The organism is Pseudomonas sp. 18.1.10, from assembly GCF_024655625.1.
GTDB lineage: Bacteria > Pseudomonadota > Gammaproteobacteria > Pseudomonadales > Pseudomonadaceae > Aquipseudomonas.
The window spans coordinates 1-17735 of sequence record NZ_JANLGL010000055.1 but is presented as its reverse complement, the minus strand read 5'-3'; the positions used below and the strand labels follow the sequence as shown (position 1 = coordinate 17735).

16 protein-coding genes are annotated in these 17735 nt (G+C 63.9%); 10 read left to right on the top strand and 6 right to left on the bottom strand.

What is annotated here, in order from left to right:
- Positions 1-34 precede the first annotated feature (34 nt).
- On the bottom strand, positions 35-1285 hold the full coding sequence (locus NUV89_RS12230) for an MFS transporter (protein ID WP_257781516.1): 1251 nt from the start codon (positions 1283-1285) through the stop codon (positions 35-37).
- A 102-nt stretch (positions 1286-1387) separates the two neighbouring features.
- On the opposite strand from NUV89_RS12230, the gene NUV89_RS12225 reads away from it, so the two are divergent.
- A complete protein-coding gene (locus NUV89_RS12225; protein ID WP_257781515.1) occupies positions 1388-2356 on the top strand; it encodes an AraC family transcriptional regulator in 969 nt (322 codons plus the stop codon).
- Between the two features lie 34 nt (positions 2357-2390).
- Here NUV89_RS12225 and NUV89_RS12220 read toward each other — a convergent pair whose 3' ends face one another.
- Together NUV89_RS12220 and NUV89_RS12215 are read right to left on the bottom strand one after the other, a co-directional pair.
- Positions 2391-3491: an extracellular solute-binding protein gene (locus NUV89_RS12220; RefSeq protein WP_257781514.1), complete on the bottom strand. Its 1101-nt coding sequence runs from the start codon at positions 3489-3491 to the stop codon at positions 2391-2393.
- A gap of 53 nt (positions 3492-3544) precedes the next feature.
- Complete coding sequence (locus NUV89_RS12215) at positions 3545-4360, bottom strand: carbon-nitrogen hydrolase family protein (protein ID WP_257781513.1); 816 nt, start codon at positions 4358-4360, stop codon at positions 3545-3547.
- A gap of 96 nt (positions 4361-4456) precedes the next feature.
- Here NUV89_RS12215 and NUV89_RS12210 point away from each other — a divergent pair, with 96 nt between their 5' ends.
- Positions 4457-5239 carry a helix-turn-helix transcriptional regulator gene (locus NUV89_RS12210; protein WP_257781525.1) on the top strand — a complete coding sequence of 261 codons (783 nt, stop codon included), beginning with the start codon at positions 4457-4459 and terminating at the stop codon, positions 5237-5239.
- Here NUV89_RS12210 and NUV89_RS12205 read toward each other — a convergent pair.
- Positions 5230-6333: a P1 family peptidase gene (locus tag NUV89_RS12205; RefSeq protein WP_257781512.1), complete on the bottom strand. Its 1104-nt coding sequence runs from the start codon at positions 6331-6333 to the stop codon at positions 5230-5232. The genes NUV89_RS12210 and NUV89_RS12205 overlap by 10 nt on opposite strands.
- 153 nt (positions 6334-6486) lie before the next feature.
- Here NUV89_RS12205 and NUV89_RS12200 point away from each other — a divergent pair, with 153 nt between their 5' ends.
- Positions 6487-7401 (top strand): AraC family transcriptional regulator, encoded by a 915-nt coding sequence (locus NUV89_RS12200; protein ID WP_257781511.1) that lies wholly within the window; start codon positions 6487-6489, stop codon positions 7399-7401.
- Here the strand turns inward: NUV89_RS12200 and NUV89_RS12195 are convergent.
- Both NUV89_RS12195 and NUV89_RS12190 read right to left on the bottom strand, forming a co-directional pair.
- Entirely contained in the window at positions 7398-8147 is a 750-nt protein-coding gene (locus NUV89_RS12195; protein ID WP_257781510.1) for an SDR family NAD(P)-dependent oxidoreductase, read from the bottom strand. The genes NUV89_RS12200 and NUV89_RS12195 overlap by 4 nt on opposite strands.
- A 105-nt stretch (positions 8148-8252) precedes the next feature.
- On the bottom strand, positions 8253-8990 hold the full coding sequence (locus NUV89_RS12190) for a class II aldolase/adducin family protein (protein WP_257781509.1): 738 nt from the start codon (positions 8988-8990) through the stop codon (positions 8253-8255).
- 259 nt (positions 8991-9249) lie between these two features.
- Here NUV89_RS12190 and NUV89_RS12185 point away from each other — a divergent pair, with 259 nt between their 5' ends.
- The 7 genes from NUV89_RS12185 to NUV89_RS12155 all read left to right on the top strand — a co-directional run bounded on the left by NUV89_RS12185 (position 9250) and on the right by NUV89_RS12155 (position 17643).
- On the top strand, positions 9250-10380 hold the full coding sequence (locus NUV89_RS12185) for an LLM class flavin-dependent oxidoreductase (RefSeq protein ID WP_257781508.1): 1131 nt from the start codon (positions 9250-9252) through the stop codon (positions 10378-10380).
- 11 nt (positions 10381-10391) lie between these two features.
- Positions 10392-11453, top strand: a complete 1062-nt coding sequence (locus NUV89_RS12180; protein ID WP_257781507.1) for an ABC transporter substrate-binding protein — start codon at positions 10392-10394, stop codon at positions 11451-11453.
- 267 nt (positions 11454-11720) lie between these two features.
- A complete protein-coding gene (locus NUV89_RS12175; protein WP_257781506.1) occupies positions 11721-13961 on the top strand; it encodes a TonB-dependent receptor in 2241 nt (746 codons plus the stop codon).
- A gap of 2 nt (positions 13962-13963) precedes the next feature.
- Complete coding sequence (locus NUV89_RS12170; protein ID WP_257781505.1) at positions 13964-15145, top strand: MFS transporter; 1182 nt, start codon at positions 13964-13966, stop codon at positions 15143-15145.
- Between the two features lie 142 nt (positions 15146-15287).
- A complete protein-coding gene (locus NUV89_RS12165; RefSeq protein WP_257781504.1) occupies positions 15288-16070 on the top strand; it encodes an ABC transporter permease in 783 nt (260 codons plus the stop codon).
- Positions 16067-16822, top strand: coding sequence for an ABC transporter permease (locus NUV89_RS12160; RefSeq protein WP_257781503.1), 756 nt, complete (start codon positions 16067-16069; stop codon positions 16820-16822). The genes NUV89_RS12165 and NUV89_RS12160 overlap by 4 nt, the downstream gene beginning before the upstream one ends.
- A gap of 17 nt (positions 16823-16839) precedes the next feature.
- A complete protein-coding gene (locus NUV89_RS12155; protein WP_257781502.1) occupies positions 16840-17643 on the top strand; it encodes an ABC transporter ATP-binding protein in 804 nt (267 codons plus the stop codon).
- The last annotated feature ends 92 nt before the right edge of the window (positions 17644-17735 follow it).

Below are 17735 nucleotides of genomic sequence, written 5' to 3'. Positions count from 1 at the left end.
AACGGAGGGGATTGCAGCGATTTGGCCAATCGGCTCAAAGGTGCAGCGCGGGCTTGGGCTGGCGAACGCCAGGGGCAGAAGGGACGCGAACCCGCAGCGCAATCAGCAGCGCGGCCAGCAACATCAACACGGCCGCCGCGACGAATACGCCCGCGCTGCCACCGAAGCTGAACACGGCACCGCCAGCGGCGGCGCCTGTCGCGATGGCGGACTGCACAGAGGCCACCACCATGCCGCCGGCGCTTTCCGCCTGGTCAGGGACCGCGCTGGCCACCCAGTTCGACCACGCCACCGGCACCCCGCCAAAGGCCAGGCCCCAGATCGCCAGGAGTATCGCCTGCCCCGGCAACGACGCCGGCAACAGCACCAACGCCAGAGCGGCGACGCCGACCAGGGCGGGCATCAACACCAGGGTGGCCAGGGGGTGGTGTTCCAGCAGCCGCCCGGCCAACAGCGTGCCGACGAAGTTGGCCACACCGAACCCCAGCAACATCAGTGACAGCCCTTGCGCGCCAATGCCGGTAGTGCCTTCAAGGAATGGCCGAACATAGGTGAACATCGCGAAGTGCCCGCTGTGCACCAGCACACACCCGAACATCCCCATGGCGATGCCTGGCCGCTGCAACACTTCTAAAACAGTGCGCAGCCTCGCCGGCCGACGCGGCGCAAGGCGCGGCAGGGTGAACGACTGGAAAGCCAGGGTCACCATGCCGACCGCCGCCGCGGCAAAGAACGCGCTGCGCCAGCCATACAGCCCGCCCAGATAGCTGCCCAGCGGCACGGCAACGACGGTGCCGATGGCAATGCCGCTGAAAATGATCGACAGCGCCCGGGGCAATAGTGCGCTCGGCACCAGGCGCATCGCGACCGCCGCCGCCATGCTCCAGAACCCGCCAAGGGCAATCCCCAGCAAGATGCGCATCAACAACAGCACCGCGAAGCTGGAAGACACGGCGACCAACAGATTGGAAGCGACCATCAACGTGGAAAACCCCAGCAACACCAGGCGACGGTCGATGCCACGGGTCAGGCCTGGCACCAACAAGCCGGCGAACAGCGCGACGACGGCTGTCACCGTGACCGCCTGGCCCGCCAGCGCTTCGGACACCCCCAGGTCAGTGGCCATCAGCGTCAACAGACTGGCCGGCAGGTACTCGGCGGTCAGTAAGCCGAACACCCCCATTGCCAACGAAAACACGGCCATCCACGCGGGGGTCGCAGGCTCTACATCCAGGTCGACGCCAGAATGGCGGTCGGGTACGGCATTGCAGACACAATCGGTCATTGTAGGGATCTCTCAATCTTCAAGGCGAACCGAAGTCTAGGCGCCGGAATCTGGATGATCTATGATTGAAAACCTCTACTTTTTGACCGAAACACCTGAATAATGCCAGCTGACCCGTTTGCGCTCTCCTCCGACCTCATCAACGAGCTGTTGCGCGGCATGCGCCTGCGCGGTGTCGAATACCGGCGCATCCAGGCCGGCCCTACCTTCGGCCTGGGCTTCACGGAGAAACCCGGGCACGCCTGGTTCCACTTCATCGCCGCCGGCCATGCGGTGCTGCGCATGGACGATGGCACCCCTTACGCGCTGTCGGCCGGCAACGCCGTGTTCATCTCCCATGGCGCGGCCCATCAACTGCTTTCCCATCCGGACGCGCCTGTGCTGGACATCAACGGTCTGGACGGCGCCCCGCTCGGTGACTGCGTCAGCGCAGTGGCCACCGGAACCGATGCCAGCCCCGCGCCGAGCACTCTTTTGTTCAGTGGTTGCATGGAGTTTGAACTGGGCAGCATCCATGGCCTGGGCAGGTTGATGCCGGGCCTGATGCTGATTGATGCCGGCGGCCAGCGTTACCCCGGCCTGGTGCCGATCCTGACCACCATGGAACGCGAGGTCAGCGCCGCACGCATCGGCTTCGCCGGTATCCTCGCGCGGTTGGCCGACGTGGTGGCGGCAATGGTCGTTCGCGGCTGGGTAGAGTGCGCCTGCGGCAATGCCTCAGGCCTGGTCGCCGCCTTGCGCGACCCGCGCTTGGCCGGCGCACTGCTCGCGCTCCATCAGCAACCGGGCCGCGACTGGACCGTTGCGCAGTTGGCCGAGCAGTGCAATACCTCACGTTCGGTGTTCGCCGACCGCTTCCAGGTGACGATCGGCATGACCCCGCTGCGCTATGTCACCGAGCTGCGCATGCGGCTGGCAAGCCAGTGGCTGACCCTCGAAAGGCTACCGATTGAAGAGGTAGCCCAGCGTTTGGGCTACACATCGCAGGCCGCTTTCAGTCGTGCATTCAAGCGCATTACGGGCAAGACACCGGGATTGAGTCGTAAGGTGAAGCAGCCTTCGGTTACTTGAAACCGAGCACAAATGGTTTGGTTGCTGACGCACCTCAAGTCCCACTCTTCACCTTACTCCAAACCCGCGTGCGCACCCGCTCCAACTTGAGCGGCAGCGGCTCCAGCGGAAACAGCGTGTCCAACACCTGTTTCGCCGGATACACCCCGGGATTGTCGCGCACCCGCTCATCCAACAACGCCGTGGCGTCCTTGTTCGCATTGGCGTAACTCAGGTAATTGGACGTCTGCGCAATCACCGGCGGGCGCAGCATGTAGTCGATGAACGCCAGCCCCTGCTGGGGGTTCGGTGCATCGTTGAGCAGCACCAGGCTTTCGACCCACACCGGCGCGCCTTCCTTGGGAATGCTGTACTGGATCTGGCGGCCACTGCCCGCTGCATCGGCGGCTTTCTTGGCGTCCATCACGCCGCCGGCCCAGCCGACCACCGCGCAGATGTTGCCATTGGCGAGGTCGGTGATGAAGCGCGATGAGTCGAAGTAGCGGATATGCGGGCGCAGTTTCAGCAGCAGCGCCTGGGCTTTCTGGTAGTCGTCCGGGTTCTGGCTGTTGTAGGGCAAGCCCAGGTAATGCAGGGCGATGGGGATGATTTCGCCCGGGGCATCCAGCATGGCCACTCCGCAGGTGTCCAGCTTGGCGAGGCTTTCTTCCTTGAAGATCAGGTCCCAGGAGTTGACCGGGGCGTCGGCGCCGAGGACGGCGCGGATTTTTTCCACGTCGTAACCAATGCCCGTGGTGCCCCACAGGTAGGGCACGGCGTAGCGATTGCCGGGGTCGTTGCTCTGCACCTTGGCCAGGATGGCCGGGTCAAGATGAGTGGCGTTGGGCAGCTGCGCGCGATCCAGCTCCTTGAGCACGCCCGCCTTAATCAGGTTGGGCAGCAGGTCGCCGGTGGCCACCACCACGTCGTAGCCACTGCGGCCGGCCATGAGTTTGCTCTGCATGACTTCACTGTTGTCGAACACGTCATAGGCGCTGTGTATGCCGGTCTGCGCCTGGAAGGTTTTCAGCGTGTCGGGGGCGATGAAGTCGTACCAGTTGTAGATATTGACCTGCGGTTCTTCTGCCCGGGCGCAGGTCACCGCGCCACAGATCAAGCAGGCCAGGCCCCAGCGTACGTATCGAGTCAGGATCATCGAGCACTCCTGGGCGTTACCGCCCGTTTATTGTTTTGGTTGGGGGAGATACATCAGCGCAGCAGCAGTTCCCGACGTCCATCGGCATGCTGCACGCTCTCGCCGCTCAGGTGCAGGCGACGATCATTGAGGTAGTGATAGTCCGCGCGGGCGGCTTCGAGCTGCGTCAGGTCCAGGGTCACGACTTGCCGGGTTTCATCGCGCCCAGCCTCGAACAGCGGGCGGCCAAACGGGTCGATGGCGGCGCTGCCACCGGCAAATACCAGGCCGTCGTCGCCCTCGCCAACGCGGTTGACCATCACGCTGAACACCTGGTTTTCCTGGGCGCGGGCCATGATGGCGGTGCGGTGTACCGGGCCATAGGGGTCCATATTGCCGTTGGTGACGATGATGAGCTCGGCCCCCAACTGGGCCAGGGCGCGGGCGGTTTCCGGCAGTTCGATGTCGTAGCAGATCAGGATGCCGATGCGGATACCCTTCCACAGCGCCGTGACAAAACGGTCGCCCGGGGTGATGTCGCCGCGCTCGGAAGGCCACAGGTGGGTCTTGCGATAACGCATCGCAATGCCCTCGGGCGTGACCAGTACCGAGGTGTTGTAGTGCACGCCGGCATCGCTCTCGACCAGGCCGATGACCACCGACACATCACGCTCGCGGGCGGCCTGTTGGATGGCACGCAACGCCGGGCCGTCAAGGGGTTGCGCCACCTCGGCCAATTGTTCGCCGGCGACGAAACCCATCAGATGAGTCTCGGGAAACACCAGCAGGTCGGTGTCCGCGCCACACGTGGCGATGGCTTCCAGGGCGCGTCGCAGGTTATAAGCAATGTCGCCGTCACGGCCGGCCAGTTGCATGAGTTCGATCTTCATCGTGGGTCCTTGTGCACAGTAGGCTGGCAACGAGTATGGGCCGTACCCCCATGGCACAAAATCACTTCGATGGGGTAACCCCGAATGGGTAGCGAGATGCACCTGACCTTGCAGGACCTGGCCTGGCATGACGCCGTAGGTCGGTTGATCGAAACGCTGGACCGGCCGAATTTCTGGACGTCACTCACGCGCCTGCTCGGGCGTTATGTGCCGATGGACAACTGGGTGGTGTTGATATTCAGCGCGGGGCGCCCGCAGCTGCTGGCCGAGTCGCCGGCGCAGGAAAGCGCCAGCGACTCGCTGTTCCAGGACTATCTCAAGGGCTTGTACTTGCTCGACCCGTTTTACCTGGCCAATCGCGAAGCGCCGCAAAGCGGGTTGTTCCAGCTGGATGACGTCGCACCGGAATGCTTTGAGCAGACCGATTATTACCAGCGCTACTTTCGCCTGAACATTGTCGCCGACGAGGTCCACTTCAATGTGCAACTCGACGCGGAGCGCACCCTGAGCCTGTCCCTGGGCAGCAGCACACGCTTTACCCAGGAACACTTCGCGCTGCTGGGGTTGATCCAGCCTTGGGTCGCCGGGCTGATGCGCCAGCGCTGCGCCTTTGAACAAGGCTTCAAGCGCACACCGGAACCCGCGACAGACTGGCAGGAACGCGTGGACTCACCCGGGCTGCACATCAGCTCAACCTTGACCAGCCGCGAAACCGAGGTGGCCCAGTTGATGCTCAGTGGCTGCTCGAACAAGGAGATCGCCCGCAAGCTGGCGATCTCGGCCGAGACGGTGAAAGTGCACCGCCGGCACCTGTACAACAAGCTGGGGATCAAGTCCCAGTCCGAGTTGTTCCTGTTGTTCCTGCAAGCTCAGGAGTGAGGCGCCCAGCCCACCTGTTTCAGCGCCGCCAGCAGTTGCTCGGGCTTGAGGGCCAGCGCGGTCTTGCCCCGGCCGTGCACATCGTTGGCGGCCAGCATGGCGTTGATAATCGCTTCTTCAACCGCGTCCGCCGCCGCGACAAACAACGCCGAGATATAGTCGTTGTTGACCATCTGCAACGCCGTCGTCGGCGGCCCTGGCTGCCCGAGGTTGGCCACCGGCAACCCGCTGTTGCCCACCGAGAACGCGATGAAAATATCGCCACTGTCGTCTTCGGTACCTCCCCCCACCCGTGCCAAACCGATGCTCGCCCGCTGCGCCAGGCGTGTGCACTGGTGCGGCAATAACGGCGCATCCGTCGCCAGGGTAATCACGATGGAACCCATGCCGGGCACGCCGACATTCACCGGGCCGTCGTAGGGCGAAGGCACATCCTTCAACACGTTGCCAACCGGGTAACCCGCCACCCGCAACGCGCCGCGCGCGCCGTAGTTGGCCTGCACCAGCACGCCGACGGTCCAACCGCCCTCCTCCTCGCTCAGTACCCGTGACGACGTACCGATGCCGCCCTTGAACTCATGGCAGATCATGCCGGTGCCACCGCCCACACAACCTTCCTGCACCGCACCGCTACGGGCGTCAGCCAGCGCCGCGTGCACATGCTCGGCGGTCACGTGCTGGTCCCAGATATCACTGAGGATGCCGTCGTAGGTCTCCAGCACCACCGGCATGCACCAGTAGGTGTGCTGCTGGCCCATCTCACGCTCGGCGGCGACCAGCGCATCACGCACCACGCCGACGCTGTGGGTATTGGTGTAGGCGATGGGCGTGGTCAACAGGCCGGCTTCGCGAATCCACTCCAGGCCCGTGGCGTCGCCGTTGCCATTGAGCACATGCACACCGGCAAAACACGGCGCCAGGTGCGCGGCAACCGCACGCGGCTCGATAACGGTGACGCCGGTGTGCATGGACCGGTCGGCGTGCTCGGCATTGAGGGTGTGATGGCCGACGCGCACGCCGGGGACGTCGGTGATGGCGTTGAACGCCCCCGGCTTGCCGTCGCCGATGGTGATGCCCAGATCTCGTAAACGCATGTTTTTACTCTCAATTGTCGAGTGAAGAACGTGCGACGAGTCTAGGTTCACCCTGTATCGGTGACGATAACCCTCTGTTGTTACCCCCGAGGCGTTAGGCCACCAGAGGTGTAGACTCTCGCGGACTTTACAGACCGCCACCACAGGTGATGCATGGACCCACTGTCCGAAGTGCTGTCCTTATTGAGAGTTCGCAACTATCACAGCGCCTCGCTCACCTTGGGCGGCGCGTGGGCATTCCATTTTCCGCGTAGGGAAGGCATCAAGTTCACTGCCGTGGCCAAGGGCAGTTGCTGGCTGCACGTAGAGGGCGAGCAACTGCCCCAGCGACTCCAGCAAGGCGATTGCTTCCTGATGACTCGGGGCCTGCCTTTCACCCTCTACAGCGACAAGTCGCAGCCCGTCATGGGCGCAGACGAGCACGTTCAAGCACTTGCCGCCAACGAACTGTCCCTGCACTACGGTGGCGACGACGTTCAACTGGTCGGTGGCCGCTTTGACTTCACCGGTACGCCTGCCCAGCTGCTGCTCGGCACCTTGCCCTCACTGGTGCATGTGTCCGGCGACGAGCCGCAGGCGTCGGTCCTGCGCTGGGCACTGGAGCGTTTTATCGGTGAGCTGCAGCACAAACGCCCCGGCCGTTCACTGATGAACGAACACCTGGCACACATCATGTTGGTCGAAGTCCTTCGCGCCCATCTGGCGACACTGGGCAATCACGGGACCGGCTGGTTTTTCGGCCTCGCCGACCGCAATCTCAACCTCGCCCTGAGCGCTTTGCATGACGACCCGGCTCACCGCTGGACCGTGCAGGCACTGGCGCAACGTGCCAACATGTCGCGCTCGGCCTTCGCTCTGCGCTTCAAGCAGGTCGTCGGCACAGCGCCAATGGAGTACCTCACCCATTGGCGCATGTTGCTGGCGAGTGACCGGTTGCAGAACTCCGATGATTCGGTCTCGACCATCGCGTTCTCGCTGGGCTACGAATCAGAGAGTGCATTCAGCACCGCCTTCAAGCGCGTCATGTCCCAATCACCGCGCCATTACCTGCGCGACCACGTCGGCTAGTGCAGGCCGCCCCCGATCACCAACACCTCGCCGGTGATCCAGCCCGCGTCTGCCGACGCCAGGAACGCTACCGCAGGCGCGATATCCTGCGGTTCGCCGATACGTCCCAACGGCGTAATGGCCTCGATCTGCTGGCGGAACGCGTCCTCGAAAAAACCGCTGGCGTGCACGCCTTCAGTCACGACCAAGCCCGGGTTGACCGAGTTCACGCGGATGTTCCTGGGCCCCAACTCATTGGCCAGCGTGCGGGTGATCGCATCCACGGCGCCCTTTGAGGCGGTGTACACCGTCGAGTTGGCCGGGGTGAATGCGGTCACGCTGGAGCTGATATTGATGATGCTGCCGCCCGCCGGATTAAACACCGCAACTGCCGCCTGGGTGCACTGGATCAGGCCCAGCACATTCAGGTTGAACTGACGGTGAAACTCTTGCTCGGTGATCTGCGCCAGCGGGCTGGTGGCATAGACCCCCGCGTTGTTGACCAAAATATCCAGATGCCCGTGTTCATGCACTATTGCCTTGAACAGCGCCTTGACGTCGAGGCTGTTGGACACATCCGCCTGGATCGCGTGAGCCCTGGCGCCGGTTTGCAGGATCTCTGAAACCACACGGTCGGCATCCTCACGACTGTTGGCGTAGTTGACGATAACGGTGGCGCCCTCCTTGGCCAATTGCTTGGCAATCGCCGCGCCAATGCCCTTGGAGGCACCGGTGACCAATGCGATTTTCTTCTGCAGCTTTTTCATCTTCACTTCCCTCTCAGGCGGGTTCAAATCGATAGAACCAGCCTAAGAGGTTCGGCATCTCGGGTTAATAGCCAGGCCTCCAGGAAACATTCGTGATCGTCCAGACTAGCCTTGCTCAACCAACGCACGCCCCTGCTCCCACAACCCGGTCATGCGCCACTGCTGCTCCAGCACACCTTCACCAAACGGCCGCACGCCCCCGAGGTTTTCCCCGAGCGCTTGAAAGTACGCGCCCTCTTCAAACAACAAGATCCATTCAGCCGATTGCAGCAAATCCGGCCCGAAGAACGTCGCACCGCCATTGGCTTCCAGCACCGCTGGCGTGTGCGGGTTGGCGGCGAGGACGTCGAGGATGAACTCGGCTTCGGGCTGACGCCGGTCGATATACACCGGCAACTCCCGGGCCAGCGTCACCCGTTGCGCCGCCGCGTAGTTGAGCGGAAACACCCGATGCGCCGCCGCGTAGCCCCCCAAATACGGCGTGTGCACATGGATCACCACATTGACCCGCGGCGCGCCGCGAAAGGTCGCCGCATAACGGCGGCCACCGCCGCCCTGGCGGCTGGCGCTCAGCGGCTGGCCCGGCGCCAGGTGTTCATCCAGGTGCACCACGCCGTCGTAGCTGGCGACCACTGCACGGATGCTTTGGTCATCGTCCCACGGGCCGGGGGTGGCCACGACGATCAGCAAGTCGCTGCCCGGCACGCGCACATGGGCCTGGAAGGTGTTGGTGGCGGTCAAGGTGCGGGTGTCCTTGAGCACCTTGAAAATCTTCGCGGTATTGCGCTTGGTCTGTTCGACCTGGTGCAGCAGGGCTTCACTCAACGGGGCAGGCTGGCTCACTTGATGAACTCCAGAATCAGGGAATGGGTGACGCAACCTCTCAGCACGAGTTGTGCCAGCCGCCACAGGCCCGTGATCCGGGGCGTGGGCGCCGCGCGGATGTTGTCTCCCCAGCAACCACTGCTGACCGACTGCTGCCACAGCAGCACCCCGCCCCGCGCGTAGACGGGGCGCGCCCGCAATTACGCTGCCGCGGGGGACTGGCATGGGCGTTGCTATCAGCCTCTGCAACGTTTTCCATTTCCTTTCGGGAGCCTGTATGAGCACGGAGTTTTTCTGGCGGTTGCCCCTCGGCACCGACGGCCAGCAACTGAGTACAGACCTGCACACTCGCGGCAGCTTCAACCGCAGCCCCGGGCACATCGCGCCGGGCCGGCGGCCCAACGGTGAGCCGGATGGCTTCACCTACATCGACTACATCGCGCAGGTGGCCAAGGCCGCCGAACTGGCGGGCTTCGAGGGCGCGTTGCTGCCTACCGGCCCGGAGCCGTGGATCGTCGCTGCGGCGCTGGCCCGGGAAACCCGGCGCATCCGTTTCCTGGTGGCGTTCCAGGCCACCTGGACCCTGCCCGCCTACGCCGCGCAGCAGGCCGCGATCCTACAACACCTCAGCCACGGGCGCCTGGACTGGAACATCATCACCGGCGGCAACCCGGCCAGCCAGCGCGCCCAGGGTGACTTCCTCGACCATGACCAGCGCTACCAGCGCACCGGTGAGTTCCTCGACATCATCCAGGGCCTGTGGGAACACGAGCAGTTTTCCTATGAGGGCCAGGTCTACCAGCTGGAGAATGGCTCGCTGCCCCCCGGCCTGCGCGACGAACGCAAACCCGGCGTGTACTTTTCCGGTTTCTCCGAGCCCGCGCTGGACGTCGCCGCCAAGCACGCCGACGTGTACCTGAACTGGGCCGAGCCGCTGGACAAACTCCAGCCGCACATGGACCGGGTGCGCGAGCGCGCCGCGCAACAAGGCCGCGAAGTGCGCTTCGGCCTGCGCGTGGACCTGTTCGCCCGGGAAACCGAAGAAGCCGCCTGGCGCGACCTGCGTCGCCAGTTCGACGCCGTGGGCAATCGCGGCAGCAGCGAGGCCAAGGCCTTTGTCGGCGGTTCGGATTCGGTGGGCGGCGCACGCCAGACGGCTTATCACCAGAACGTCGATCGCTTCGAAGACCTGATTATCGGCCCCAACCTGTGGGCCGGTTTTGCCAAGGCCAAGCCCGGCCCCACCGTGGGCCTGGTGGGCAGCCACGAAAACGTCGCCGAACGCCTGGCCGAGTACCGCGACGCGGGCTTCTCGACCTTTATCCTCGCCAGCAACCCGCACCTGGAAGAAGCCCTGCGCATCGGCCAGGAAGTATTGCCGCTGGTGCAAGACCGCCCTTCGCGCTGAACAGGATGACCATGAGCACACCTTCTCTCGATACCCTCTGGTACACCCACAGCCCGGTGCCGACCGGCCTCGGCATCGCTGTGGAATCCGGGCGCCTGGCCGAAGCGTTCCTGCCCTCGGGCACCACTATCCAGGCCCTGCGCGAGTCCAGCGAGCGCGACATCCGTGAAGCCCACTACGACCATCACCTGCCCAACTCCGTGCGCCACGGCGGCAACATCCCGGCGATCTGGGCCTATGCCAATGGCGGCGACACACGCCTGCTGGGGTTGTCGTGGAGCGATGAAGTGCAGTTGATCCTGACCACCGTCGAAAGCGGCGTGAAAACCGTGCGCGACCTCAAGCACCGCCGCTTCGGCATCCCCAAGTGGGCCAACGTGCAGATCGACTTCACCCGCGCCCAAGCCCTGCGCGGCCTGGAAAACGCGCTGAAGCTCGAAGGCATGAGCGTCAGCGACGTGGACCTGGTGGACTACCCCTACGGCGGCACCTACAGCGACGAACAGATGCGCCACGTCCACGGCGCCCAGGTGTCGTTCGGCTTCAACCGCGCGCAAAGGCGCAACAATGAACTGATCGGCCTGCTGCGCGGCGACATCGACGCGATCTTTCTCAAGGGCGCCCACGCCGTGCAACTGGCCGCCGAGTTCGGCCTGCATGTGGTGATCGACACCGGCTCCCACCCCGACCCGATGATCCGCTCCAACAACGGCACGCCGCGCACACTCACCGTGGACGGGCATCTGCGCGAGCATCACTTCGACGCCGCGAAAACCATCGTCGACTGCGTACTGCGCGCCGAGCAATGGGCCTGGGCCAACCCCGAGAAGACCCGCCAGTTCCTCGCCCGCGAACTCAACACCAGCGAGTACTGGGTGGCCACGGCCTATGGCGAAGATGCCCATCGGCGCCTGCGTACCATGCTTGATGAACAGTCGATCCTGGCGTTGCAGGACTTCACCGATTTCCTTCATCGCTGGCAGTTCATCCCACGGCGTTTCGATGTGCGTGACTGGATTGATTTCAGCGTGCTGGAAAGTGTCCTCGGTGCCACTTCACGCTTGTCCGTCTAGTTTCATGGCGCGCACCCTGGCCGGCTTGCCGGCCTTTTTTTCGCCCATGGAAAAGCCCGCCTGCTCACCCGCAAACAGCCCCTTGCTGCCCCACTGCTGCTGGGGCAGCAAGGCGCTGCGAATGCCCGTATAAAACCTATATATATCAACAACATAAAACTTGGCACAGGCCCTGCTATAGCGCTGTAGCTTTCCAGGTTTGCAGCGCACTTAAAAGACAACTTAAGCAGACCGAAAAGTACCAGCACCATTACTTTCGGAGGGGTTATGTACCGCATCAACAGGATCACCCACAGCCTATGGCTGGCCACCGCATTGATCGGCACGCTGCACAGCCTGCCCGCACTGGCACAGGAACAGACGCCCGCCGCTGACGACAGCGCGCCCACCCTCAAATCGGTGACGGTCACCGCCCAGCGCCGCGAAGAAAGCGTGCAGGACATCGCCAACGCGGTCAGCGCCGTGTCCGGCGAAAGCCTCGGCCAGACCGGCACCGACTATATCGGCAAGGCCCTCAAGTTCGTGCCCAACGCCCAGGCCAACAACCCGGACGGTGATGCACGGCCGCGCTGGTACATTCGCGGCGTGGGCACGGGTGACCAGGGCGCCGCCACGGTGTTCCCGGTGGGCGTGTACGTCGACGATGTGTACCTCAACGCGCCACTGGCCGGCGGCGACCCGCTGTTCGACCTCGACCGCATCGAGATCCTGCGCGGCCCGCAAGGCACGTTGTATGGCAAGAACACCACCGGTGGCGCGGTGAACATCCTGACCAAAAAGCCGAGCTTCGAGAACGACGGCTACGCCACCCTCGGCTACGGCAGCAAGAACGAAAAAATCGTCAATGGTGCCCTCGGCGGCACCCTGGTGGAAGACCGCCTGGCCGCGCGCGTGTCGCTGTATTCCAAGGAACGCGACGGTTTTATCAAGAACGTCTACGACGACAAGGACTACGACCGCGTCGACAACAAGGCCGTGCGCCTGCAATTCCTCGCCAAGCTCAACCCCGACCTCACCGCACTGTGGACCCTGCACGACAGCCAGACCCGTGGCACCGCCGCCGGCCTGTTGCCGGTGGGCAGTTTCCCGTGGCTGGGCGGCTACAACCGCAGCAACCCGGACCGGCGCTACATCGACAGCAACGTCGACAATAAATCGAAGATCGAGCACGCCGGCACGGCCCTAACCCTCAACTACGACCTGGGTGACTACCGCCTCACCTCGATCAGCGCCTACGACGAAACCAAGCAACGCAGCATCAGCGATGATGACTTGTCGCCGGTGGAAAGCGGGCGCAACTACACCAATAACCGCTGGCGCCAGTACTCCCAGGAGTTCCGTATCGCCTCGCCCACCAGCGAAACCCTGCGCTGGATCCTCGGCACGCACTTCTTCCACGAAGACCTGCAAAGCGCCGGCGCCACCTCGGCCTTGCCGGATGAAGGCGCGTCCGAGGCCAGCTACACCGGCACCTCGTTCAGCCATAAAAACACCAGCTACGCGCTGTTCGGCAACCTGGCCTACGACTTCACCGACCAGTTCACCGTCACTGGCGGCCTGCGCTGGACCCGCGAGAAAAAAGCCATCGACCTGGACTTGGTGCAAACCACCGGCAGCAACTTCAACGGCGACTGGTGGGACTCAGGCTCCCTGCAAAACCCGGTGGACGTGACCGGCGCCGGCATCACCACCAACGGCAATGCCAAGCGCAACAAGACCTGGAGCGCGGTGACCTACGACCTCACCCCGGAATACCGCATCAACGACAACCTGCGGGTGTATGCCCGTTATGCCAAGGGCTTCCGCTCGGGGGCGTTCAACACCGGGCTGTCCAGCAGCCTGGAGCAGTTGAGCACGGTGCAGCCGGAGACCCTCAATTCCTATGAACTGGGGCTCAAGTCCGAGTGGCTCAACGGTCGGGTACACGCCAACGCCAACGTCTTCTACTACGACTACCAGGACATGCAGGTCAGCGCTACCACCACCACCGCCAGTGGCAGCCTGGTGTCGTTGCTCACCAACGGCGCCGAAGGCACGGCGCGCGGCGCGGAGTTCGAACTGGAAGCCCAGGCCACCGACAACCTGCACCTGCAATTGGCCGCCTCGGTATTTTCCAGCGAGTTCACCGGTGACCTGTGGAAAGGCAACAGCTTTATCCGCGCGCCACGCCACACTTACGCGCTGGGTGCCGACTACCGTTTCCCGCTGGATATTCCAGGGGCCCTGGTCCTGGGCGGCGACCTGCGTTACCAGAGCAAGGAATACTTCATCTCGGCGTACCAGCAGTCGCAGTGGACCTGGCTCAACCAGGGCGGCTACACCGTCAGCAATGCGCACCTGAGCTACACCACCGCCGATGAGAAGTACAACATCACCGGCTTCGTCAACAACCTCACCGACAAGCAGTACCAGAACCACGGCATTTCCCTCAACCGTGGCAGCGCGCCGTATTGGGCGTCGTTCGGTGACCCGCGCACCGCCGGTGTGACCGTGACGGCGAAGTTCTGAGGATGCCCGTGAAGACTTCGCGCCCGGGTTTCCTGGTCAACTTCATGCTGCTGGCCACGTTCAGCGGCGCCACCATCGGCATGGCCAAGATCGTCACCACCTTGTACGCCCTGTCGCTGGGGGCGAACGCCATGCAGATGGGGATTATCTCGGCCATGGAATCCTTGGGGATGGTGTTTCTCACCTTGCCGGCGGGTTTCGTGATCGCCCGCTATGGCGCCAAGCCGATCTATTGTGTGTCGAGCCTTGGCCCGATGCTGGTCAACCTGCTGATCCCGCTGTTCAGCGGTTGGCTGTGGCTGGCGCTGGCGCAGTGGTTGATCGGCTTGTTCATTCCGTTTCGCATCGTCGCGATGAACAGCGCGTTCCTGCGCGAACTCAAGCACCTGGGGTTGAGCAAGGCCGGCTGGTATCGCGGCGCCTTGACCCTTGGCCTGGGTTTGTTGGGGCCGCTACTGGGCAACCAGTTCAGCGCTGAGGGCCAGTTTCACTGGGCCTTTGTGCTAATCAGCCTGTGCTTTGGTGCGATGGCGGTGTACAGCCTGAGCTTCTGGGAAGGTGAACCACCCAGCGAGCGCGCGCCGGCGCTCAACCTGGCGGCCATGTTCAGCGAGACCCGCGCACTGCTGGGGCATCGGGACATCCGCGAGCCGTGCGCCATGGAGGCGCTCAACAGTGCGACCACCTCGGTGTTCAGCACCTTCATCATCCTCTATGCACTACAGGAAGCGGGCTTGTCCCAGGACCGTGCGGTGGCGTTGGTGGTGATCGAAGGGGTCGGCGCGGTGCTGGCGCTGTTTGGCCTGGGCTACTTGCTGCGCCATCTCAGCCAGGGCTTGGCCTATGGCTTGAGCCTGCTGTTTGGCCTAGCGGCGCTGCTGCTGATCGGGCTGAGTCAGGACTTTGCCTGGCTGGCCCTGGCCGGGGTTCTGCTGAGCCTTGCGGCCGCCGCTTTGCACCTGCTGAACATGAACCAACTCAGCCAGCAAGTGCAGGACAAGAGCAAGGTCTCGGGGCTGTTCCAGCTCGCCTCCATGGCCGGTGGTTTTGTCGGTGCGATGGCGGGCGGTGTGACCAGTTACCTGATCGGCCTCGGCCCGCTGTTTGTGTGCTGGGCGCTGCTGATCCTGGTAATTGCGGCGGCCTGGTATACGGCGCGGCGCCAGGTGCCGGTCGCAGCCTGACTGCTGCTGTAGCAGCAGTGCACCAGCAACGCGTTGCCCCTGCAGCAGCGCGTTTGCCCGCCTTCCCTCGTGTTTGCCGGGCCGTGGGCCTTGGCATACAAGCTGCACTATTGCCTTCAAGCAGACTGATAAGAGTATCCCCATGCCCCAACCTTCACTGCCGGTGCTTGCGTCCCGGCTCTCATGGCTTATTTCGCCGCTGGCCTTGCTTGGCCTGTGGGCCGGCGTCGCGGCGGCCGGGGTATTCCCCCGGCAGTTGCTGGTGCCGCCCGCCCAGGTGTGGCGCACCTTTGCGCTGCTGCTGGAAAACGGCGAACTGCTGGACCACTTGCTCACCAGCCTCGGCCGCCTGGGCTGGGGCCTGAGCATTGGTGCGGCGAGCGGATTGCTGTTCGGCTTGCTGATGGGCCTGTCGAAAACCGTGGAAGCCTATTGCGGGCCGCTGTTCCATAGCCTGCGGCAGATCCCGAGCCTGGCCTTGATTCCTCTGCTGGTGCTGGTGTTCGGCATCGATGAAATCTTCAAGATCGTCATCGTTGCCGAGGCGGCGTTTTTCCCCCTGGCGTTGGCCACCAGCCAGGGCGTCAAGGGCATTCCCCGCAGTTATTTCGAGGTGGCGGCGGTGTATCGCCTGCCCTGGCTGAGCCTGGTCAAGGCCGTGGCATTGCCGGCGGTGACGCCGCAGATTGTCACCGGCCTGCGCATCGGCCTGACCCGCGCCTGGGTGGTACTGATCGCCGCCGAACTGCTGGCGGCCGACAGCGGCCTGGGGCAGATGATCGAGATGGCGCGGCAGATGTTGCGCATCGACGTGGTCATGGTCGGCATCGTGGTCACTGGCCTGGTCGGCTTCGCCCTCGACTGGTCCCTGCGTCGCCTTGAGCGCCGCTTGCAGCGCTGGCAACCGACGCGGGTGGCGCCATGAAACGCCTGCTGCGACACGCCCGTGGCGCGCTGCTGCCCCTGCTGTTGCTGGCCGCCTGGGAGTACGCCTCGCGCCAGGGTGCCAGCGGCGCCTACGCCGTGGTGTCGTTGGCCCAGGTGGTGGCCGGGTTGGTGGAGATTGTCGGCAACGGCGAGCTGCTGACCAACCTGCTCGCCAGCCTGCTGCGCACCACCCAGGGCCTGTTGTTTGGCGTGCTTGCCGGCACCCTGATCGGCGCCAGCATGGCGTTGTCCGCCTGGGGCGAGCGCCTGGTTGCACCGCTGTTCCACAGCCTGCGGCAAGTGCCGATGCTGGCCTGGATTCCCTTGATCGCCCTGTGGTTCGGCAATGGCGAAAGCGCCAAGGTGCTGATCGTCGCCCTGGCCGCCAGCTACCCGATGGCCCTCAACACCTTCGAAGGCCTGCGCCAGGTGGATGCGCGCCACCTCGAAGTCGCCCAGGCCCTGGTCCTCAGCCGCCGCCAACGCTTTGCCCTGGTGCTGCTGCCGTCGGCACTGCCAAGCCTGTGTACCGGCGTGCTGCAAGCGATTGCCTTCGCCTGGGTCACGGCGGTGGGCAGCGAACTGTTCCTCTCCGCCGGCCCCGGGCTGGGCAACCTGATGATGAATGCCGAAGCCGGCGCGCGCATGGAGATCATCCTGCTGTGCGTCATCAGCATCGCCGCCCTGGGCTACGGCATGAGCCTGTTATTCACCTGCCTGAGCCGCTACCTGCTGCGCTGGCGCCCCTGATTCTGGAAGGCTTGGACATGACTGCAATCGCACCAGACATTGTTTCCCTGACACCCCACACCCTGCCCGGCGCCCTTGAAATCAAAGGGCTGAGCAAGGACTACAGCCTCAAGGGCCAGCGCCTGCCCGTGCTTGACGGTATCGACCTGCAGGTCGCCCCCGGCGAGTTCGTCAGCATCGTCGGGCCCAGCGGCTGCGGCAAATCCACCTTGCTGCGCTTGATCCTCGGCCTGGACAACGACTACCGCGGCCAGATCCTCCTTGACGGCCAACCCGTGACCGGCACCAGCCTCGACCGGGGCATCGTGTTCCAGGACCATCGTCTGTTCCCGTGGATGACCGTCAGCCAGAACATCGCCCTGGCCCTGAAAAACCACCGCCTGAGCGCCAAGGCCAAGCAGCAGTTGGTGGACGAGCACATCGCCAAGGTCAACCTCGAAGGCTTTGCCGACGCCTACCCGCACCAACTCTCCGGCGGCATGGCCCAACGCGCCGCCATCGCCCGCGCGTTAATCAACACGCCAAAAGTGCTGCTACTCGACGAACCCCTGGGCGCCCTGGATGCCCTGACCCGGGTGTACCTGCAACAGGAACTGCAACGTATCTGGGTCAAGCAGCGGTGCACGGTCATCATGGTCACCCATGACATCGAAGAGGCGCTGTACCTGGGGGATCGGGTGATCGTGATGCAGGCGCATCCGGGCAAGATCCGGCGGGAGATTGTGGTGGGGTTGCCCCATCCGAGGGATCATCTGTCACCGCAGTTGCACGGGTTGAAGGCGCAGCTGCGCGCTGAGTTGCTAGGGGAACATCAGGCCTGACACATCCAAAAAATGTGGGAGCTGGCTTGTGTGGGAGCGGGCTTGCTCGCGAATGCGGTGGATCAGTCGAAATATAGGTGACTGATACTCCG